We start from the raw sequence: 20,279 nt of genomic DNA, 5'->3' as shown, positions 1-20,279 counted from the left end.
TCGGTCTGATGGCCCAGTCGGTTGACAGGAAAGAAGACGTCGCTGCGGCGCATCCGGTGGGGTCGCGCCCCGACACGGCCTTGCTTTCGAACGGCCGATACAGCCTGCTCCTTACGGAGTCCGGTGCCGGATTTGCATCCTGGTGCGGCCACGATGTCACCCGTTGGCGGGAGGATGGCACGCGAGATTGCTGGGGCCAGTTCTGCTACATCCGTGATCTTGAGGACGGGAAGGTGTGGACAATCGGCCGGCAGCCGATCTGTCGGGCGGATGCCATTTACGAGCGCAGCTTTCGCGGCGACCGCGCGGAGTTTCGCTGTTCGGCCGGGGACATCGACATTTGGTGGGAGGTCTGCGTCGCAACGGATTGCGATGCCGAGGTGCGTCTGCTCCGGCTGTTCAACAGGGGCACGACGGCGAAAGAACTTGACCTGACGAGCTGTGCTGAAGTCTGCCTGAATGGCCGACGCGCCGACAGTGCGCATCCGGCCTTTGCCAAGCTCTTCGTCGAAACGTGGTTCGACGAACAAACTTCCGCATTGTTCGCCCGGCGCCGACCACGCAGCGCATCGGAGAAGCCGATCTGGGCGGTGCACGTTTCCGCAGCGAGCGCGGATGACCAGCCTGCGGTCGAGTACGAGACGGACCGCCGCAGGTTTCTTGGCCGCGGACGGACGCCATCGAACCCCAGCGCACTCGGACGTGGAAAGAGCCTGTCAGCCACGACGGGTCCCGTGCTCGACCCAATCTTCAGCCTACGCAGGAGAGTTCTTCTGAAACCCTCTGAAACGCAGCGTATCGCCTTCGCGACGGGCGCGGCTGACAGCGAGGCGGCGGTTGCAGCCATCGCAAAGCGGTTTGCAGACGTCAATGCCGCTGGCCGGGCGCTGTCAGATGCGTTTGAAACCTATGCCACGGAACTCGCGTCCTCTAAGCTCTCCCCGGAAAAGGTGGACGTCTGCAATCAACTCGCAGGAAGCCTGGCATTCTTTGATTCCGATCTTCGAGATAGCGGCGCTCTGAGACAAGAGCCGCTGAGCACTGGGAACCTGTGGTCGGTGGGGATATCCGGCGATCTCCCTATAATGCTGCTGCGCATCGACAAGACGGATGCAAACGCGCTCGTCGAGGAGGTTATCGACGCTCACGCCTTCATCACCAACCGTGGGCTTTCCTTCGACCTGGTCCTGCTCGACGAGAGCGGCGCGATCGAGGCGATGCAGTTGAGCGACAAGGCGAAGGGCCAAATGGAGAGGGCGCCTGGCGGCCCCGGAGGCGTTCACGTCCTGTCCGCGTCCGCTATTTCGAGTGCCGCAGCGGATGCCATCGCCGCCGCGGCGCGCGTCCTCCTTTGTTGCAGACGAGGATCGCTTGCCGATCAGCTCGAGCCGAAGTCGACGGCCAAGCTCTCCGCTTCGAAGCACACCGAGACGAACTTCCGTGACGCTCCCGTAAGACAAAGCGGCGCAGCCCGGACCGACTTGCATTTTTGGAACGGTCGCGGGGGATTCACCCGGGATGGGAGCGAATATGTGATCGCCACGGGCGACGGGGCAGAGACGCCGACGCCCTGGTGCAACGTCATAGCCAATCACGCATGTGGCTGCATGACCAGCGAAAGCGGCCTTGGCTACAGCTGGGCGGGCAACAGCCAATTGAACAGGCTCACGCCCTGGTCGAACGATCCGGTGTCGGATCCCCCGAGTGAGATCATCTACCTGCGCGATGAGCGAACCGGAGAGCTCTGGACGCCGACGCACTTGCCTCTTGGGCATACTTCGACGAGCACTGTTAGACATGGGCAGGGTTACAGCCTCTACGAGAGCGCCGACAGGCTGCTGCACCAGGAAATGACGGTCCATGTCCCGGTGTCGGAACCGATCAAGATCGTCCGCCTCGCCATACGCAACGAGGGAGCGGAAACGCGCACGCTTACTGCCACCTATTTCATCGAATGGGTTCTCGGTACGCTGCGTGAGAACGCTTCCGGTCGGGTGGAATGTGAGTTCGACACCCATACCGGTGCCGTTATTGCGCGGAACGTCTGGGAAAGCGATTTCTCCGGAAAACTGGCATTCGTTGCCTCGAGCGCGCCGCTGCGGTCGTTTACCTGCGACCGGCGTGAGTTTCTCGGCAGGAACGGCTCCGCATTTCTGCCGGCGGGACTGGAGGGTCCCAATCTCAGCGGCAGCGTCGGATCCCCCATCGACCCCTGCGCTGCGCTGATGGTCGAGGCGTCGGTTCCACCCGGCGAAAGCGTCGAACTGGTTTTCGTGCTCGGGCAAGCAGATAGCCTCGATGATGTCCGCCGGCTGGTTCGCGAATATGCCGCGCCAGAGAGTGCCCGAAACTCTCTGGCGATCGTCACTCGCCAATGGGACCGGCTGCTGAGCTCCGTTACGGTTCGAACGCCCGACACCGCCTTTGACCTCATGATGAACCGCTGGCTGATTTATCAGGTGTTGTGTTGCCGCGTCTGGGCTCGAACGGGCTTCTATCAGTCAGGCGGCGCATACGGATTTCGCGATCAACTCCAGGATGTGGCGCCCTGGTGCATTGCGCGCCCCATGAAGCGCGCGCCCACATCCTTCGAGCCGCTGCGCGTCAGTTCACCGAGGGGGACGTTCAACACTGGTGGCATCCTCCGTCGGGCGTCGGGGTGCGGACGCGCATGACCGATGACCTCTATTTCCTGCCCTACGTCGTCCAGCACTACGTATCGGTCACAGGGGACCACGGGCTTCTGGGCGAGCGGGTTCCTTTCATCACCTCGCCGCTGCTAGCCGACGATCAGGAGGAGAGCTTCGGCGTTCCGCAGGTGAGCGAGGAAAGCGGGACCATATATGAGCACTGCTGCCGCGCGCTGGATTGGGGTTTCCGGCTCGGCAGCCATGGGCTTCCGCTTATGGGAACGGGCGACTGGAACGACGGCATGAACAAGGTGGGCGCCGAAGGCAAGGGCGAGAGCGTCTGGAACGCCTGGTTCTTCCTGACTGTGCTCAACTCTTTTGACGCCATCGCGTCGGCAATGGGAGACGAAGAACGCGCCGCGTGGTGCCGCGAGTCCGCCGAGGCGTTGCGCACTGCCCTGGAGGCCGAGGCCTGGGACGGCGACTGGTATCGGCGTGCCTATTTCGACGACGGTACTCCCCTTGGCTCACACCTGAATGACGAGTGCCAGATCGACGCCATCCCTCAGGCATGGGCGGTGATCTCCGGTGCCGCTGATGCCGAGCGGGCTTCCAGGGCAATGCGGGCAGTCTGGGAGCAGCTCGTTCGTTCCGACGACAAGCTGATCCAGCTTTTCGATCCGCCCTTCGACAAGGGGGCGCTGCAGCCGGGTTACATAAGAGGCTATGTGCCGGGAATTCGAGAAAATGGCGGGCAATATACCCATGCGGCCGCCTGGGTTGTGTGGGCGACTGCATTGCTGGGGGATGGAGATCGGGCGTTTGAACTCTGGAGCCTGCTCAATCCCATCAACCATGCCCTTTCTCCCGAGGAAACCGAGCATTACATGGTCGAACCCTATGTGGTCAGCGCCGACGTCTATGGTGCGTTTCCGCATACGGGCCGCGGGGGCTGGACCTGGTATACGGGATCGGCCGGCTGGCTCTACCGCGTCGGCCTTGAAGCTATTCTCGGCATCCGCCGGGAGGGAGCTCGTCTTTTCGTCGAGCCGTGCATTCCGGCGCGATGGCCCGGGTACGAGGTGGACCTTCGGTATGGGGCAGCCACCTATCGGATACGGGTCAACCGCGAAGCCGAAGCTGGCGGAAGGCCGCGCCCGCTGACCCTTGACGGCAAGGACCTCGCTGAACGGTATGTTCCGCTCGTGGACGACGGACGAAACCATGACGTCCACCTGGTGGTCGGCTAGCCATGTCGCAATTGCTTTCGACCGATCCCGACCTGAACCGGATGCCGACCGATCAGGATCTCGCTCGGCTGCAGTTCACGACGCTCCTCTACTATCTGCACTGCACCAACCCGGACAACGGGCTCGTTCGTGACAAGACGCAGGCCGAGGCTCCGGCAAGCATTGCCGCGATCGGCATGGCCCTTGCCACAATCCCCGTGCTCGTGGAGCGGAGGATTATCATCCGCAAGTTCGCCTCGAAGATAGCGCGCCGAAGGCTTAGATGTCTCCTGGAGTGCGCCCAGGGACCTGATCCCGACGCGTCCGGCTACAAAGGCTTCTTCTATCATTTCCTTGATATCGAAACCGGCAGACGTGTGTGGGAGTGCGAACTGTCCACGATCGATTCAGCCTTCCTGTTCGCAGGTGCACTGACAGTCGCCGCCTATTTTGACGGAGACGCGGATGAAGAAATCGAAATTCGCCGCCTGGCAAACGCGCTCTACGAACGCGCCGACTGGAACTGGGCCTGCGATCACGGCCTGACGCTGACCCACGGCTGGAGGCCGGAGGACGGGTTCATTCCCTATCGGTGGCGCGGCTACGACGAGGGCTTGCTCCTCTACATCCTTGGCCTCGGTTCACCCGCTCATCCGCTGCCGCCGGAATCCTATGCCGCCTACACCGAGAGCTACGAGTGGCGGAACCTTTATGGCCGGGACCTGCTCTATTCGGGACCGCTGTTCACCCACCAGCTCTCGCACATGTGGATCGACTTCCGCGGCATCCGCGACGAATTCATGCGGGAGCACAACAGCGACTATTTCCAGAACAGCCGGCATGCGACCTTTGTCCAGCAGGAATACGCCATCCGCAATCCCCTGAACTTTGTCGGCTATGGCGAGCACTGCTGGGGGTTCACGGCCAGCGACGGGCCTGGCTGGACCAAGAGAAACATCGACGGCGTCGACAGGGAGTTCTTCGACTACATCGCCCGCGGCGCGCCATACGGACCGGACGACGGGACCGTATCCCCGTGGGCAGTCGTCGCTTCGCTGCCATTTGCGCCAGAGATCGTCATCCCGACCGTTTGGAACTGTGCGCGCATGAATCTCGGCATGACGCGGCTTTACGGATTCAAACCCTCGTTCAACCAGACCTATGCGGTGGAAGACAGCGAAACCGGGTGGTGGGTCAGCCCCTATCATTTCGGCATCGATCAAGGTCCCGTCGTTCTGATGATCGAAAACTACAGAACCGGATTGCTGTGGAACATCATGCGTCGCTGCGAGCCGCTGGTCGTGGGACTGAGGCGAGCCGGGTTCTCGGGCGGCTGGCTATGAGGTCGATGCAACTCAATGGGCGGAAAGGAATGGCCATGAACAAGGGCTTGCTCTTCGATCAGCATGAAGGGATTTCCAGAAGAGATCTCCTCGTGATGGCGGGAACTGCCGCCGCTACGCTCGCGAGCTATCGCCCTAGCGCCAGAGCGGCGCTTGGCGAAGGTGCTTTTGCAATTGAGGAGGTCAAGCAGGGCGAGGACGTCTTTGGCTATATCGGCAGGATTAAAGGCGGGTTTGACCAGACGGCTTACCAGCAGGTGATAGGCGCCGCGAATGCCTTCAAGGAAGGAGATGAGGCTATTGAAGTGGGGGCCGAAGATGAGACGACGCGACGGAATGCGCGCGCCCTTCTGGCAAACACGAAAATCAATGACCTCCACCAGCGCCCGCTGTTTGAGGATGATCTGCATAAATTGATCTGGCAGACGACGGACCGGGCCCAGTACGAAAAGGTCAAGGACTGGACCATGGGACAACTCAAGGAATTTCTTCTGGCCGAACCAGAGGAGAACATCAAAGGCATCATGAATGGCCTGACCAGCGACACGATCGGCTTTGTCCCGAAACTGATGAGCAACGAGGAACTGGTCTCGCTCAGCCAGAAGATCTTCAACGTAATGCCTGGCACCAGGATGGGAGCCAAAGGGTACATGGGCGCCCGGATCCAGCCCAATTCTCCGACAGACCACCCCGATGACATCGTCTGGCAGGTTTTCGATGCCTTCTCCTATGCAACCGGGGACATCGTCATCGGTACCAACCCGGTGGACAGCACGGTCGCGAGCGTCGTCGCCGTTCAACGCGCGCTCAAGGATATCGTCGATACGTTCGGGCTTGGCGAAGTGATCCCTTGGTGCGTGCTCGCACATATCGATGTCCAGGCCGAAGTCAGCGACAGTTTCCCGGGAACAGTCTCCACGATGTTCCAAAGCCTTGCTGGGACGGATGACTGCAACAAGATTTTCGACATCACGAATGAGAAAATCCTGAAATATGCGCGCGCAAAGGAGGGAGAAAGATACGGCCTCTACTTCGAAACCGGGCAGGGCTCGGAATTTACCAATGGCGCAGCAAACGGCGTCGACATGATGGTGCTCGAGTCGCGAAAATACGGCTTCAGCAGAGCGGTCGGCCTCGAACTCGCAAAGGTACAGCCGAGCGGCGCATGGCTGCATGTCAACGATGTTGCCGGTTTCATTGGACCGGAGGTCTTCAAGAGCCGCGAACAACTGGTGAGATGCTGCCTCGAAGACATGGTCATGGGCAAGCTCCATGGGCTTACTATCGGTCTGGATATCTGTACGACCCTGCACATGACGGTCAGCCTCGAAGACCTGGATTGGTGCCAGGACCAGATCATGCCGGCCAATCCCGCCTACCTGATTGCGCTGCCCACCAAGAACGACCCGATGCTGAGCTATCTCACCACGTCGTTCCAGGATCACGTCCGGATCAGGGAAAGATTTGGCTTCAAGGTCAACGATGCGATGTGGGACTTCTACAAACGGATCGGGATCGTTGGCGAAGACAACAGCTACACAGCGAATTATGGAGATCCCCTCTGGGTGTATTACCAGTATCGCCTCGCCAAAGGGGATGGGCGTTCCAAGGATGCTATTTACGTCGAGGGCGGCCGGAAGATGCGGGAAGTTGAAGCAAGAGGTGTCGACCTGGCCACGGGGCACGGGGAGAAAATCTGGGACCTCAATCCAACGCTCGCGGCCAAGGTGAAGGCCCTCTACGACGACGCCAAGCAGTCTCTATGGGCCGAGCTCACGCCGGAATTTATCGCCGCCGTACCCGACGTCGTGCCCGTCCGCACCCTGTCCAAGGACCGCAACGATTACATTGCCCACCCGAACACAGGTGAAACGCTCGGTCCCGAAGCAGTCGCGGAGATCGAAAGAATAAGAGATGCGTGGGGAGACGGCATGCCCAGGGGCCAGATCGTCATCTCGGACGGTCTGAACGCCAAAGCCATCATGGACGAAGGACATCTCGCGCCTTACCTCGAGGAAATGCGCCGGTTGCTCGCCGAGGCGGGTGTCACGATGGGCGACAAGAACATCATGGTCACCAGCGGAAGGGTGCGGGCCGGCTACCGGATTGGTGAAGTGCTTTTCGAAAATGCGGATCCCAACAGCTTCAGGGGGATTCTTCACATCATCGGTGAGCGGCCCGGAACCATGCACCACGCCTACTCGGTCTACATCACCGTCGCCAAGGGCAAGCAATGGTCCGAGAAGAAGATCGACCATGACATGACGAAGCTGGTGAGCAATGTCGCAGACACGGCCTTGGCACCAAAAGAAGCCGCCAGGGAAACCCTGACCATTATCCGTGAGATCGTCGGCAAGGACGTGAATGGCAGCCGTCGTTATGGGTAATGCCAAATCGCGCTAACGTCGATGCGAAAGCCAGCTCGGCGGCAAGGCGTTCGTCGATACGCATTCGGCGTGCCAGAGATGCAGATTTCGGGCCTCGCCAAATGCGAGCGATAGCCAGGAATATTCCGGCTATGATTTCTGTAAAGCTCTGGTTTCTTAGAAGTTTTTGGTGGGTGATCACGGGCTCGAACCGTGGACCCGCTGATTAAGAGTCAGCTGCTCTACCAACTGAGCTAATCACCCGTCCAAGACCGCGTCGCAGCGATCTGGTGGGGCGTATAATGGCGTTGGCCCGGCTTGTCCAGCACCCTCTGCAAAATTCTTGGCAAAAAATTCTTCGCCCTTCGGGACCAACGGCCCCGCAAGCGCGCTCCGCGAATTTTTCGGTGGTCGGCGTCAATGCTCCAGTTGGCGGTGCTCTCCCGCTGAAGCGGACGGTACGCTCCAAAAAAACGCCGACATTTTTGACTAGAACACGCGCCGGCTGGGGAGGCTGCACGGCGAATCGAATGGAGAATTATGCGCGGCTATCTACTTTTGACCGAGGCGAGAAGCGGCTCCAACTGGCTCGGCTCACTCATCAATGGTTCGGGGAACATGGGGCGGTCGAGCGAATGGCTGTCGCCGAAAATCCATCGTCTGGATGCCGGTTCATTGTCGTGGGAGGTGTTCTTCGACCAAATTATTAGAAAGAGTTCCAGCGATAATGGAAATTTCGGGCTGAAGATCTTCCCCAATCATCTTTTCGTCACGCGTGAAAAATACGGCATGGACTTCATTCAATATTGCCTGTCCGTGCATGACGTGGCGCTCATCTTCTTGCGGCGCAAGGATACGCTGCGCCAAGCAATCTCCTATGCCCGGGCAAGACAAACGCGCAGTTTCGCTGCTCATATCGAAAGCAAGGCCGAGCCCCAATACGATTTCGAAGAAATCGCGAAATGCTTCTTCTATATCCGCGACAGCAATAGCTTCTGGCAGAGCTATCTCGAACTCACGGGCGCGAAATTCACCGAGTTCGTCTATGAGGAGCTTGTCGCGGACCCAACTCCGTTCGTCACTTGCGTTGCGGAACATCTGAGAGTGCCTCCTCCGATTGAGCTTCAAACATCGATGGCGGTTCAGCGTGACGACCTGACCGACGAATGGGTAGCCCGGTTCAACAAGGACCGCAGATCTGCACACCTGCTGGACGCCTATGATCGCCGCGAACACATCCCCGGCAAGATCAAGAACTTCTTCAAGCTGGCGACGCGGAGTCTCGAGCCGCGCTATCCTTTCGCGTTTTGACGGGAGAGGTTCGCAATCTGGAAGCGGCGAGCGGGCAGGGTGCCGCTACGCTCCTATTCCCGTGGAGTTGAATTATCGACGCGATGCCGATAAACGCTCGCATCGTGGCAGCCGACTGGAGCGCATGGTGGGCGATCTTCATTATCCTTTTCGTCTTTCCGGCACCGGGCGGAGCCAAAGGAGCCTTCTGGACCGGTTGCTGACCCGTTACGAGACCCACAAGCTGACGGCTCGGGTGCGCAAGAGAAAACGGGCGATCGAGATCGTCTGCCTTCGGGAAGGTGGTCATCGGCCCCTCGCGAAGAATGATATTCCGCTCGTTTTCAATACGCACAACGACATAAAGCTGATGCCGTCCTTCCTGGCGCATTACAGGAAGCTTGGCGTTTCGCGCTTCATCTGTGTCGATGACGTTTCATCGGACGGGACACGCGAATACCTGCTTTCTCAAGCCGATGTCGATGTGTGGCGGTCACCCCTGCGTTACCGCGACGCTCGACGCGGCCGCGAGTGGCGCGAAGCCCTGTTCGATCGCTACGGCGGCGATCGTTGGTATCTCAATGTCGATTCCGATGAATTCCTGATCTATCAGGATTGTGAGCATCAACGTCTCGACAGGCTCATACAGGTTCTCGAACGGCGGGGCGAAAAGCGCCTCGCTGCTCCCATGATCGACATGTATCCGATCGAACCGCTGGGCTCGGCCACGTTTGGCACCGATGACCAGCGCATGCCGTGGGAAATCGCCGATCATTTCGATGGCGACGGATATGAAATCGGCTACACCAAGCGGGCGATAAGCATCACGGGCGGCCCGCGCAAACGCAAGTTCGCGCATATATTGGAGCTCATCAAATACCCGCTGATCTTCTGGGACAGGAATTGCAGCCTTAGCGTCAGCATCCACCAGCCGCTGCCGTGCGAGCGAAACTTCCTGGAGATTTGCGGGGTGCTGCTGCATTTCAAGTTCTTTTCCGACTACCGAGAGAAGATCGAGCAGGCGGTCAGCGACGGACAATATTTCGATGGGGCTGCGATCTACCGCAAGATGCTGGATGACCTGGAGAAAGCCGGCGAATTCGATTTTGCGCATGAGCATTCCGTCCGGTTCTCCGGGTCAAGGCAGCTGCTTGAACTCGGTTTCATAGCGCCTATCCCATTTGAGCGAGACGCAGCGCGGGAAGCAGCGCGGCAGATGAGGTAACGCTACAGCGCTGGGCGCTTTAGCGTTGCACCCGCGACCGCCTATAATTCGCACGAAGCTCTTAAACTCCCGCACCGCAAGCTCTATATGCCCCTTGCGTGGCCGCCTCGCGGTCGGGATTTGTAACGGGAAGCAGAAGAATGCAGCGTATTCTGTCGATAATGGCGGTTGCCCTTGTGGTCATGGTGACGGCGGTGGACTTCGCCGAGGCACGGCGGGCGGGCGGCGGCTTTGGCTCACGCGGTAGCCGGACGTTCTCGACCGCGCCGGTGACGCGCACGGCGCCCACTCCGGCCGCGCCGATCGAGCGGACTATGACGCCGCGGCAGAATGCGCCGGCCGCGACCAGCCCGACAACCCAGAATCCAGCGGCAAACCGTCCCGGCTTCTTCAGCGGTTTCGGAGGATCGATGCTCGGCGGTCTGCTCATGGGCGGACTGTTCGGCATGCTGCTCGGGCACGGGTTTGGCGGCGGCATAGGTTTCCTCGGAATGCTGCTGCAGCTTGGCCTGATCGTCCTCGTCGTGTCCTTCGCGATGCGGCTCTTTGGCCGCGGGCAGAGGCCGGCCTATTCGGCACCCTCGGCTTCAGCGTCCTCCTCACAGTCCCCTGCATCCGCTGCGGCGCCCGGATCCTTCCGCATTCCGCGGATCGGGGAGGGGCTCGGCGGGCTTGGCGCGAGCGCCGCCGCGGCTTCCGCAACGGCGTCTGCGGCCCCCACGAACGGGAAGACGGATGAGATCGGAATCGCCCAGAACGACCTCGACCGGTTCGAAGCCATGCTAAAGGAGTTGCAGGCGGCCTATGCTGCGGAAGACTACGCAGCCTTGCGCCGGCTAACGACGCCCGAAGCCATGTCCTATCTCGCCGAAGAGCTTAGCGAAAACGCGACGAAGGGCCTCAAGAACGACGTACGCGACGTTCATCTTGTCCAGGGCGATGTCGCCGAGGCTTGGCGCGAAGGCAGCAGCGACTATGCGACCGTCGCCATGCGCTACGAGAGCATCGACGTGATGCGCGACCGGGCGACCGGTCGCGTCGTCAGCGGCGATGCCGAACGCCCGACCGAAGCCGTGGAACTGTGGACCTTCCTGCGCAAGCCGGCTGGCGACTGGCAGATTTCCGCGATTCAGGCGGTCGAGGAATAGGCAAGGGCCAGGCAGACGCTGGCGGTCGTGTCCGCATTTTCTTTAGCAAGAATGGCGGCGTTCGGGATATCCGGAGCAGCGGCGGACTTTCGTCGGGGCGTGTTCGGTAATAAAATAGCATTCCTCTCAAGGAGCGGACTATATGGTCTTGTGGGCGGGGACATCGGCCGAGCATGCGATGACTTCACGCGAGGCCGTCAAACAGCGCGGCCTCATTGCATGCCTTGTCGCTTTTGCGGTGTCGGGCTTTGCCAGCGGTGCGGCGGCTGCGGATTGCAAGAGCCTGCCGGGACCGGGGGTGGACTGGCGGCAATGCAACAAGCGGCAGCTGATGCTCGGTGGCAGCAACCTCCAAGGCAGCAATCTGGTCGATACGGATTTTGCCGCCACGGATCTGAACGGCGCCGATCTTACGGCGGCGAATCTGGAAAAGGCCACATTGGTGCGTGCCTCGCTTGCCGGCGCCAGGGCCGATAAGGCGAATTTCTCCAGAGTGGAGGCCTATCGCGGTGACTTCTCCGGCATTTCTGCCGAGGGTGCGCTGTTCGTCAGTTCCGAGCTGCAGCGTGCCGATTTCACCGGCGCAAAGCTGAAGGGGGCCGACTTCGAGAAAGCTGAACTTGGCCGTGCAAACTTCGACAAGGCCGTTCTGACCGGCACGCGCTTCTCCGTTGCGAATCTCTCGCGGGCCAATTTGAGCGGAGCTCTTTTCGAGGGGCCGATCGATTTCGACCGCGCCTTCATGTTCCTGACGAGGATCGAGGGACTGGACCTGGCGGCCGCGAAGGGGCTTAGCCAGGAGCAGGTCGATCTCGCTTGCGGTGACGCCGCAACGAAGCTGCCCACTGGCCTGACTGCCCCCGCCAAATGGCCGTGCCCTCCCGATGACGACTGATGATGTTTGGTCAATCAGGCGACTGAGAAGACGCGAGCCGCGGAAGAATTCAGTTGATGCGTTTGCCGAAGGAACGCTCGGGGAACAGGCAAAACATCGGCTTGCAGCGAAGCGCGATCGCCGATCTCGCGCGTGAGGCCAGCCACCGCCGCACGGCGTCCTCGGCAGTTTCGTCGCTCGCCACCTCGATCGATCGGCCCATGAGGTCGAGGCGGCGGCCGGAATAGCCGGCATCCGCGGGATGCCTGCCGAAACGCGACGGACCGAGGTCGCTGCACCAGCGTCTTCGGTGCGGAAATGGCTTTGCGGGCCCGGCCTCGAAGAATGCCCAGACGTCGAAGTCCTTGATGCCGTTCGCGCCGTCGAGGTAGTGGAGCGCGCTTCCCTGTGCGAGAGCCAGCAGGATCAGACGGTGGCGGTGGAGGCCGGCGACCGCTGCACGATCAAAAATAGCGCAAAGTTCCCGCATGGCGGCCGAGGCGAGCATGCTCAGATCGGCCGAGGTCAGCGGTTCGTAGGACCTTTCGGTGACGTCTCCAATCACGTCTGCTCCTGCCGGTTCCCTGGACATCGCGCAACTATATCTGAATTCCTATTCCACGAGTGCGTTGGGCACGAGCCTCAGGCCACCGTTGGCTGACGGACGGCTTCCCTTTAGACCCTCCGCGGATATGTCGCCTGGAACGACCGCGGTCACCTCATATCCCAACGCCGTGGCGACCTTCTTCAGCATTTCGCGCGCCCGGAACTCGTGGCGGGCGGCAGATTCCTCTTCCGTGACGAAATAGGCGGCGCTCACGGCTTCGATGAGGTTCAAGGCAGCGAGATTGACGACGGCATATGTCTCGGCGTGCATTACAACGAGCCCCCGAATTGCTGGCGATGATTGTGTGTTCCGTGTGATTTCTGCGGTTGATCGTCTCGCCCAGCTGAAAACTGATCCTCGAGATTTCTTTCGAAGTAAGCCTCGTCGGCGATCTCTGCCGCAGGGACGGCCTCGCGCTGAAAAACGTGGCCGTCGGCGCCAAGGTGCCAGGTCAGCGAGGCGAGGCTTGAATAGGTGCAGGAGAGAAATGTCTTTAACGCCCTCTGATTTTCCGCGTCGCTCGAGCGCAGCAGATCGGCGGAGAAGAGTTCTTCCACATGGTCGTGGAGATTGGATCTTATTACGGGAATGGACATCCGGCGCTCCTGTTGTCTCAGCCGGCAGGAACCCCGCCGCCGCCGAGATGTTGTGTCGAAGACAGCATTCCGCACAACACGACTGATGTCAACATTATGCATGTTGTTTTTTGTGTTGCAGCGCGGGCGGTTGTGACAGCCTGGGCAGGATTGGACGTCCGCTTCTTGCGATATGCTGGCGTTCAGTGACGCAGGCAGGCAACGAACTTCAGGCGTTTCCGGCGAGGGCGATGTAGTGGACAGAGTGCACTGTGTGAGCCTCAAAGCGCAGTTCTTTTTGCGGGTTGAACTGCTCGAGCACCAGCTCGGAACTATTGTGCCGGACGAATTTCTTCACATAGGCGAGCAGGGCGCCGCCCTCTTCCAGGCGGATCTGGGCGATCACATAGTCGCCCTTCCTGACGCGGCGCTCGGGGTCGACGAAGCAAACTTCGCCGTCTTCGTAACGGGGAGACATGGAATCGCCGGATACCGAGACAGCATAGGCTCCTGAGATGTCTGAAAGAATAGGCGGCGCCATGACTTCGTACAACATGGTACCGTTCATCAGAAACTCACCATCTACACCGCCGACGGCTTGCCCGAAGACAGGGATTTTCTTGCCCTGTCCGACCACCTTCGCGCCCACCTCGGCGTTCGGTGGGTCGATCACTCGTGTCGAGGGGATAGAGATCGGGTCCCCGGCCTTGCCACGCATGAGCCAATAGGGATCGACGTTGAACTTGCGGGCGTAAATCTCGGCCTCGGCAAGCTCGAACTCATTCTGACCGTTCTCATGGGCGCGATAGGTCGAGGCGACGATGCCAAGGGCGTTCGCCGCATCGGAGGCGAAGCGGTAGCCCGCCCTGATGCGCGCCTGCCGTAGTCGTTCAGCTTTTTCATTCATGACATGGGGCATAACAACATGTATAACATAAATCATGTTGACATTGCAACATTCGTGGTGTCATTGATGGTTAGGTCAGACAATGGAGACGCCTATGAACAGCCCATATCCGATCTCCACAGGGGAGGACGCGATTATCCAGCGTGCCATCGAGTAACGTGGGAATCGGGCCCGGAGCGACCGACCTTCGGGCTGCAGCATTTGCCTCCTGCGGATGGCTTCGACGCGGACCTCTTTCTTGAGAAGTCGAGGATGGAACGGGCAGGGCGTCGAGCGGCGCTTGGGACGTTAGAGGAGGAAACATGACGAACTCGCAACTCGCAAGGCAACACCGGCATTATCTCGCGGTGCGCGAGCGACTGGCCGGCTCTACCGCAGCGCCAAGCCGATCGGCGGCAATAGCCGAACTCGAAATGCAGGTGGTCGAACTCGCCACCGAAAGTGCAGCAAAAACACGCCGGATCGCTGCGCTCGAGGAGGATTTGGCCGATGCGGAAGCGCGACTGCTCGCGCAGGCTCAAATGCTGCTTTCCGGCAGGCTTGCGGATGACAGCGACGGCGAAGCGAATGACGAGCAATCCTCGATCGAAGAGATCGTTGCCGCCGTCCTTGCGGATTTCCCAGGGGTGACATGGGCGGACATTATCAGCGTGCGGCGCGATCGCCGGCTGGTGAAGCCACGGCACGCCTGCATGCGGGCGGTATATGAGAAGCGCAAGGATTTGTCGCTGCCGCGGATCGGCCGCATCTTTCATCGCGACCACACGACGGTGCTTGCGGCAGTGAAAGGCGCGGCTCCCTAATCCACCTCACTTGGCACAATTTCGATCTACGACCCGTGGCCGAGGCTGACACGCTGTCGGTCCGCGCCGAGGCCGTCCTCAAGGACGGAAATCGACTGCCATTTTTCTCGTTCCGATATCGAAAGGATAAAACATGATGAGCAAGGCTCAGAAGCTCCGTGCCAAGCGAAAAGCGCAACTTGGACGTCCGCGCAAAGCAAACGCCGAGCGCTTCGCCTGCGGCAAGATCAAGCCCGGTTGGTCCAAGCGGGAGAGCGAGAAGGAGGCGATGGCGGTGGCGCTTGCGGCGCGCAAGCGCATGCACGGGCTCGAAACAAGCAGCAGCTTTGCCGGCTACACGCTGGGACGCCTGTTCCTCGACGGGCGGATCACCGAGGCGCAAAGGGAAGCGGGAGATGACTATGCGAAGGGGATGGCGCGATACTATCACCTGACCGGTATCCCCTTTCCAAGCGTCCGCGCCCAAGCGATCGACCGGGTGCGGGGACATGCCCCCGAAACGAACGAGGAGCGCCATCGTCAGATCAAGCGGGCGTCCGATAAAGTGATGCGGCTCGAAGGCGTGTTGCTCGGATGCGACGAGGGGCGACAGGTCAAGACGACCGTCTTCAACGTGTGCGTGATGGACTATGAAGGCTTGCGGATGATGCCGGAGGCGCAATTGCTGTGGCTGAAGCGTGGCTTGAACGCCCTTGTCTCCGAAAAGGGCTTGCGCGACTACGGCGAGAGAGTATCCATTTAACTAATGATAGGAAAATAAACCTACTGATGGATTTCGAGAATCGGCCGGCCGGAAACTGAGCTGTAACCAGTCCGGCCAGGCCAGGCTGGTCGAGACCGATCAACACTTCGTGATCGGTCTCTAGGTGCTGGCACAAAAACAGAATTCGGCCATTCTCTCTTTCGAAGGGATTAATATCCTACGAAAGGTGTAGGCAATGAAAAGGCTAGCAATCATTGCCCTGTCGCTGGCGACGGCGATGAGCAGCGTTCCTCCTCCCGCAGAGGCGTTTCCAACAATGCCCACGATAAGGGCTGAGACCGCCGATGTTCAGCGGGTGCAGTTTTCCTACGAACGGGGCGAACAGTTCAAAGGGCGGGGATGCCGATATCCGTGTTTTCGCGGGCGCGATTATCGGCGCGGGCACTACAGCAACCGCCACTATCGGAACGGATACCGTCGCCATCACTATCGCCATTACGATGACGACGATGACGATATAGGCGCGCTGTTCGGCGGTCTGGCGGCCGGCGCACTGATCGGCGGGCTGCTCGCGCAGCCGCGATACTATGCTCCTGCGCCACGATATTACGCCGGCGGCAATGGCCATACCCAATGGTGCTATGCACGCTATCGGTCCTATCGGGCATACGACAATACGTTCCAGCCCTACTACGGTCCGCGGCGACAGTGTGTTTCACCTTATATGTAAGGTGAGACCTGCTTAGCCCGAACTCCATGATCGCCGCCCGTCTCGTGAATTTCGAGGCGGGCTGGCTTCGGTTCTATGTTTTCCGGCCCCTAAAGGCACGCCAGGAAATGAGGGGAAGGGCGGCTGACAATCTGCTAATATCGAAGCCCGATCAAGGCTGCGCCTGGGGCGATCTCCGGCGTAGGGGCATTTCTGCGAGACTGACGGCTAGGCCTGTGAAAACATCATCAATCATCTCCCTGGCGATGTTGAGTGCGCTGGCAGTTGCTGCCCCGGTGGAGGGGCAAACATGCATCGGCATTTGCGGGGGACCTTCCAAGCATGAACTCTTTGTGGAGCGGCAATACAGGGACTTTGTCCTGCCCCGCTACCCAAGCTATGGCATGCGCTATCAAGGGCAAAGACCGGATATCAGCATCGGGCCGGGGGCGACGGTCGGCGGGCCTTTGCCCGGGGCCGCCGGGACGCGGATGCGCCCCCGCCGCGAAATCCGCCTCGACTTGAACGCCCATCTGCGCTGGTGCCTCGAGCGCTATGCCTCATACCGCTTCGACGACAACAGCTATCAGCCCTTCCGTGGCCGTCGCCGCCAGTGCAATTCGCCCTACGACTGACACGCGAAGCGAGCCGAAAAGGCGCTCGTCAGCCGCGCCTCTCAAGCAATTTCATTGCGGCCTGCGCCGCCGCTTGCGCCTGAAGCTCGCTGCCAAATTGGCCCTGGGCAGGGTAGGTCACCCCGCGATAGGTGAGCACGAAGGCCCAGCGGCCGTTCATGCGCTTTTCGACCCGGATCGTCGCAGCGGGTTTCTTGTCAGAATTCAAGGCGGACTCCCTCGCTTCCACTGCATGTTTTCTTCAATCGGAGCCGTGAAGGAAACATGCAGTATTTCCAATTGCTACAAGCGACTTTGCTCGTCCGAAAGGACGCGCGGCGCTTTAGTGCCGGCAGGTTGCGAGTACCTTGCGCATCCTTCTCAGAAACGCAAGAGCGCTGGAGGACGAGGAAACCGTGGAGTCGTTACTCTACCGCTGTGGCAGGGCCGAAGCGCTCCATGACGAACGAGGTCTGGATGGTGGGCGCATGCAGACGGCTGGTTTTTTCGAGCTTCAGGGTGACCTCCTGGACCGGCGGCGTGCGCTGCCAGGCAGTCGAGAGAAACAACGCAGCGCCGGCGATAAATCCGATGGCGACATAGATCCAATGGTTGCGCATGTGGACAACTCCTTCTCCCGCGAGGCAATGCGTTGAGGGCCTTTCTGGTTCCCGGCGCGACCGGGACGCGGGCAAAATGTTTAGCTTCTAAAAATAACCGCGGTTGGCACCGCGTCTTGGCAGTCAGTTTAAATAGCGCCGTCAGCTTCCGTGGGGGTGCTGACGGCATTCAAATGATAGTATGGCTCGCCCGGAGAGGGCATCAGTCCAGCGTCCGCAAATCGGTGCGATGCCGGGGTATTCGTTAGCGTCATGCGGTTTGAAGCATTCCTCAAGAGACCTAGGCCCAAGCCCTTTTGCATCAACCCTTCGAGGATTGAAACAGAGCCCAATGTATTATGCAAGCAGATTGTAATATACGCCTGTATAACAGCATTGGCTGAGGATAATCGGCGAGCATCACCCCGGAGAAGGCAGGGAAAAGGCGCACGCCGCGCTTCATGACTTGGCGGTGCAGGCTGCTCGCACAATTCTGTGGCTAACCGGAAAATCGAACCGAAAGCCGCGGCGCGCGGCTTGCGCGTTCAGGGTTCTCGGAGTATTCCTTAAGTCAAGGATAGGAATTTTGTCCTCCTCCTGCAGCAACAGCAGTTGATGCCGGCACTTCGACCCGGGATAGGTTGTCAGTCCAGCACTGCGTAGTTTTCTACTAATCAAAGCTTACGGCGGCCAGCGCGTGTCTAGACGCCGCGGTGCCGTATGCGGCCGGCGATGCGTCTTCGCGTCGATCCGAATCCGCATGGCGGTTCGGAAGTATTACGGTGCGTGGCTCGCTCGATGCCTGCTCTTCCAGAGAGCGGCACGCGAGCTGGCGGCATCGCCGGCCGCGATGTCGACGCCAGCGTTTTGGCGCCGCGAAAGGGATGACGAAGACGAGCGGGGTCGCAATGGTGGGTCATGAAACGCAGCCGGCTACAGAAACGGCCGACGATCTGGCGGTCGCGGAGGGACTTGCTTCGAAACAGGCTGCTGGTGGACGTGGCCGACTTGGCGGTGCATTCCTGGATGCTGTTCAGGCGGACTTCGCTGCGCACGGCGCTGGTGTGATCGCTCGCATTCGGGAGGAGAAGCCGGAGACTTACTTGAAGCTCGTTGCTGCGGTCACGCCGAAGGATTTGAGTGCAAGCACGAACGCCATGGACGAGCTTTCGAACGAACAGCTAATCGAACGGATTCGCGCGCTGGACACGGTGATACGGCCGTTGCTCGAAAAGAAGGCGCGCGCCCGGCGAAAGCCGACCTCCAAGCCCTGATCGCCAGTGCGTGAGAGGCAGCGACTAGGCGCCGCTGGGTGCGGCGCCATTATCCGTCGTGGAGCACTGATCAGCGTGCTGGAGATGCCGCAACCGCGACAGGCTCGTTGCTCGAAAAGATGATCACGGCGAACAGGAGAACTCCGGCAAAGGCGATGAGCGACGAGACGGCGACAATCGGCTCCATCGCGCTATTGCCGGAGAGCAACAGATAGAGCGACGGGATCAAGACGGCCACGCCGAATGTGTAGACGGCGTATTGAATCGTCGCCAGACGTCTTGCCGCCTTCTGCGGATTGAGCGCGTGATAGCCGCCGAAGATCGCCATCGTGACCCAGCCGAGCAGGTTGGCATGCGCGTGGGCGCCAGTGGCGGCGTGATTCCCCGAAATCGACATATGGAGCCCGATCGAGATGCCCAAGATCAAGAAGACGATGGCGGTTCTGAAATAAAGATTTGCAATAGGTGGCATTTGGATTCCTCCCCCGTGTAGCCAAGAGAACATTAGCACGCTCTCAAAATGCTGAGAATGAGCCCATAGGAGCGCCTTTTCAGCTTCTCGGCTGTTCCCGACGGTACAATTCGGACGATCCGATGTCGTTGGGCGCGTTCGATGCTCACCGCCGCGCCGCGCTCTCATGAAGGTGCGGGCTTTCCCGTACGGAACTAACAGAGACCCTTCGGCATTCCGTAAGCGTGAAACACTGGTTGCAGCGCGCCGTCCTCTTTCAGGACGCGACAAAATCGCTGCAGTAACTTGGAATGCTGCATGAAATTTTCGCCAAAATCGCGAAACGTGCAGCGGAGGATCGCGATATGCTTGGAACCGTCCTTCTTATTATTCTGGTACTGCTCCTGATCGGTGCCATTCCGGCCTGGCCCTATTCGGCCAACTGGGGGTATGGCCCTTCCGGGCTGCTCGGAGTGGTGGTCGTCATACTCCTGATCCTGTTGCTGATGGGCAGGATATGATGTGCGGCGGGTCCGATCAGGACCCGCCGGCTTTCACCAAGCCGCGCCGTCGATAAGGCGGTGCGGGATATCTTCCCAGACCGAGCGATCGAACATCCGCAGGTTCACGCCCATCTTCGTCGCGCTGCGACCGATCGGCGACCAGTGGGTGATGCAGCCGCAGATGCTGCAATGGAACATGGTAAGCGTCTTGTCGCCCTGGACATAGCCGACGAGGCGCTTCTCCTCATCGCTGACCGTAACGTCGCTCGGGGCGTAATAGCCCCAGAGCCCGCCAACCCTGCTGCAGAGCGAACAATTGCAATCACCGAGCGTTTCAGGGCGGACCGGCACGGTGATGCGAACCGACCTGCAATGGCAATGGCCTTCGATCATTTTCGAGTCTCCCCATCGGCGCCCCGTGAGCGGGCA

Annotated in this window: 20 protein-coding genes, 1 tRNA gene and 1 pseudogene; 13 read left to right on the top strand and 9 right to left on the bottom strand. The window is 60.0% G+C overall.

Features of this window, described 5'->3' with window-relative positions:
* Positions 1-8: 8 nt before the first annotated feature.
* The 3 genes and pseudogenes from SS05631_RS09765 (at position 9) to eutB (ending at position 7,589) form a co-directional block, all read left to right on the top strand.
* A pseudogene (locus SS05631_RS09765) lies at positions 9-3,880 on the top strand (glycosyl transferase).
* Positions 3,881-3,882: 2 nt separating this feature from the next.
* Positions 3,883-5,202 (top strand): glucoamylase family protein, encoded by a 1,320-nt coding sequence (locus SS05631_RS09760; RefSeq protein WP_037423435.1) that lies wholly within the window; start codon positions 3,883-3,885, stop codon positions 5,200-5,202.
* A gap of 35 nt (positions 5,203-5,237) precedes the next feature.
* Positions 5,238-7,589 (top strand): ethanolamine ammonia-lyase subunit EutB, encoded by a 2,352-nt coding sequence (eutB, locus tag SS05631_RS09755; RefSeq protein ID WP_037423494.1) that lies wholly within the window; start codon positions 5,238-5,240, stop codon positions 7,587-7,589.
* A 167-nt stretch (positions 7,590-7,756) separates the two neighbouring features.
* Here the strand turns inward: eutB and SS05631_RS09750 are convergent.
* Positions 7,757-7,832 (bottom strand) — tRNA-Lys (locus SS05631_RS09750).
* A gap of 276 nt (positions 7,833-8,108) precedes the next feature.
* On the opposite strand from SS05631_RS09750, the gene SS05631_RS09745 reads away from it, so the two are divergent.
* The 4 genes from SS05631_RS09745 (at position 8,109) to SS05631_RS09730 (ending at position 12,126) form a co-directional block, all read left to right on the top strand.
* Positions 8,109-8,879, top strand: coding sequence for a Stf0 family sulfotransferase (locus SS05631_RS09745; RefSeq protein ID WP_037423437.1), 771 nt, complete (start codon positions 8,109-8,111; stop codon positions 8,877-8,879).
* A gap of 196 nt (positions 8,880-9,075) precedes the next feature.
* On the top strand, positions 9,076-10,083 hold the full coding sequence (locus SS05631_RS09740; protein WP_050988333.1) for a glycosyltransferase family 2 protein: 1,008 nt from the start codon (positions 9,076-9,078) through the stop codon (positions 10,081-10,083).
* Positions 10,084-10,223: 140 nt separating this feature from the next.
* On the top strand, positions 10,224-11,231 hold the full coding sequence (locus SS05631_RS09735) for a Tim44 domain-containing protein (protein WP_037423438.1): 1,008 nt from the start codon (positions 10,224-10,226) through the stop codon (positions 11,229-11,231).
* A 178-nt stretch (positions 11,232-11,409) separates the two neighbouring features.
* Positions 11,410-12,126 carry a pentapeptide repeat-containing protein gene (locus SS05631_RS09730; protein WP_037423499.1) on the top strand — a complete coding sequence of 239 codons (717 nt, stop codon included), beginning with the start codon at positions 11,410-11,412 and terminating at the stop codon, positions 12,124-12,126.
* Positions 12,127-12,175: 49 nt separating this feature from the next.
* On the opposite strand, the gene SS05631_RS09725 is transcribed toward SS05631_RS09730, so the two are convergent.
* The 4 genes from SS05631_RS09725 to SS05631_RS09710 all read right to left on the bottom strand — a co-directional run bounded on the left by SS05631_RS09725 (position 12,176) and on the right by SS05631_RS09710 (position 14,194).
* Positions 12,176-12,670, bottom strand: a complete 495-nt coding sequence (locus tag SS05631_RS09725; RefSeq protein WP_037423439.1) for a hypothetical protein — start codon at positions 12,668-12,670, stop codon at positions 12,176-12,178.
* A gap of 48 nt (positions 12,671-12,718) precedes the next feature.
* Positions 12,719-12,982 (bottom strand): hypothetical protein, encoded by a 264-nt coding sequence (locus SS05631_RS09720; protein ID WP_037423441.1) that lies wholly within the window; start codon positions 12,980-12,982, stop codon positions 12,719-12,721.
* Positions 12,982-13,308: a hypothetical protein gene (locus tag SS05631_RS09715; RefSeq protein ID WP_037423442.1), complete on the bottom strand. Its 327-nt coding sequence runs from the start codon at positions 13,306-13,308 to the stop codon at positions 12,982-12,984. Before SS05631_RS09715 ends, SS05631_RS09720 begins: the two co-directional genes overlap by 1 nt.
* 208 nt (positions 13,309-13,516) lie before the next feature.
* Positions 13,517-14,194, bottom strand: a complete 678-nt coding sequence (locus SS05631_RS09710) for a helix-turn-helix transcriptional regulator (RefSeq protein ID WP_037423501.1) — start codon at positions 14,192-14,194, stop codon at positions 13,517-13,519.
* A gap of 302 nt (positions 14,195-14,496) precedes the next feature.
* Between SS05631_RS09710 and SS05631_RS09705 the strand changes: the two genes are divergently transcribed.
* From SS05631_RS09705 to SS05631_RS09690, 4 genes are all read left to right on the top strand, one after another.
* On the top strand, positions 14,497-14,997 hold the full coding sequence (locus SS05631_RS09705) for a helix-turn-helix domain-containing protein (protein ID WP_037423446.1): 501 nt from the start codon (positions 14,497-14,499) through the stop codon (positions 14,995-14,997).
* Between the two features lie 133 nt (positions 14,998-15,130).
* Positions 15,131-15,739 (top strand): hypothetical protein, encoded by a 609-nt coding sequence (locus SS05631_RS09700; protein WP_037423447.1) that lies wholly within the window; start codon positions 15,131-15,133, stop codon positions 15,737-15,739.
* A 196-nt stretch (positions 15,740-15,935) separates the two neighbouring features.
* Positions 15,936-16,430 carry a BA14K family protein gene (locus SS05631_RS09695; RefSeq protein WP_083854219.1) on the top strand — a complete coding sequence of 165 codons (495 nt, stop codon included), beginning with the start codon at positions 15,936-15,938 and terminating at the stop codon, positions 16,428-16,430.
* 245 nt (positions 16,431-16,675) lie between these two features.
* A complete protein-coding gene (locus SS05631_RS09690) occupies positions 16,676-17,044 on the top strand; it encodes a BA14K family protein (RefSeq protein WP_050988334.1) in 369 nt (122 codons plus the stop codon).
* Between the two features lie 28 nt (positions 17,045-17,072).
* Here SS05631_RS09690 and SS05631_RS09685 read toward each other — a convergent pair whose 3' ends face one another.
* On the bottom strand, positions 17,073-17,252 hold the full coding sequence (locus SS05631_RS09685) for a hypothetical protein (protein WP_037386694.1): 180 nt from the start codon (positions 17,250-17,252) through the stop codon (positions 17,073-17,075).
* 196 nt (positions 17,253-17,448) lie between these two features.
* A complete protein-coding gene (locus SS05631_RS09680) occupies positions 17,449-17,643 on the bottom strand; it encodes a hypothetical protein (RefSeq protein WP_037423450.1) in 195 nt (64 codons plus the stop codon).
* Positions 17,644-18,530: 887 nt separating this feature from the next.
* On the opposite strand from SS05631_RS09680, the gene SS05631_RS09675 reads away from it, so the two are divergent.
* The gene (locus tag SS05631_RS09675; protein ID WP_083854223.1) at positions 18,531-18,896 is read left to right on the top strand and encodes a hypothetical protein; all 366 of its coding nucleotides are present in this window, start codon (positions 18,531-18,533) and stop codon (positions 18,894-18,896) included.
* A 70-nt stretch (positions 18,897-18,966) separates the two neighbouring features.
* On the opposite strand, the gene SS05631_RS09670 is transcribed toward SS05631_RS09675, so the two are convergent.
* Positions 18,967-19,368 carry a hypothetical protein gene (locus SS05631_RS09670; protein WP_037423452.1) on the bottom strand — a complete coding sequence of 134 codons (402 nt, stop codon included), beginning with the start codon at positions 19,366-19,368 and terminating at the stop codon, positions 18,967-18,969.
* A gap of 344 nt (positions 19,369-19,712) precedes the next feature.
* On the opposite strand from SS05631_RS09670, the gene SS05631_RS09665 reads away from it, so the two are divergent.
* Complete coding sequence (locus SS05631_RS09665; RefSeq protein WP_037423507.1) at positions 19,713-19,868, top strand: DUF3309 family protein; 156 nt, start codon at positions 19,713-19,715, stop codon at positions 19,866-19,868.
* Between the two features lie 33 nt (positions 19,869-19,901).
* On the opposite strand, the gene SS05631_RS09660 is transcribed toward SS05631_RS09665, so the two are convergent.
* Positions 19,902-20,243 carry a GFA family protein gene (locus tag SS05631_RS09660; protein WP_037423455.1) on the bottom strand — a complete coding sequence of 114 codons (342 nt, stop codon included), beginning with the start codon at positions 20,241-20,243 and terminating at the stop codon, positions 19,902-19,904.
* Between the last annotated feature and the right edge of the window lie 36 nt (positions 20,244-20,279).

This window comes from Sinorhizobium sp. CCBAU 05631, from assembly GCF_002288505.1.
GTDB classification, from domain to species: Bacteria; Pseudomonadota; Alphaproteobacteria; order Rhizobiales; family Rhizobiaceae; genus Sinorhizobium; species Sinorhizobium fredii_C.
The sequence above is the reverse complement of the archived record's forward strand: the minus strand, read 5'-3'. Positions and strand labels throughout refer to the sequence as shown.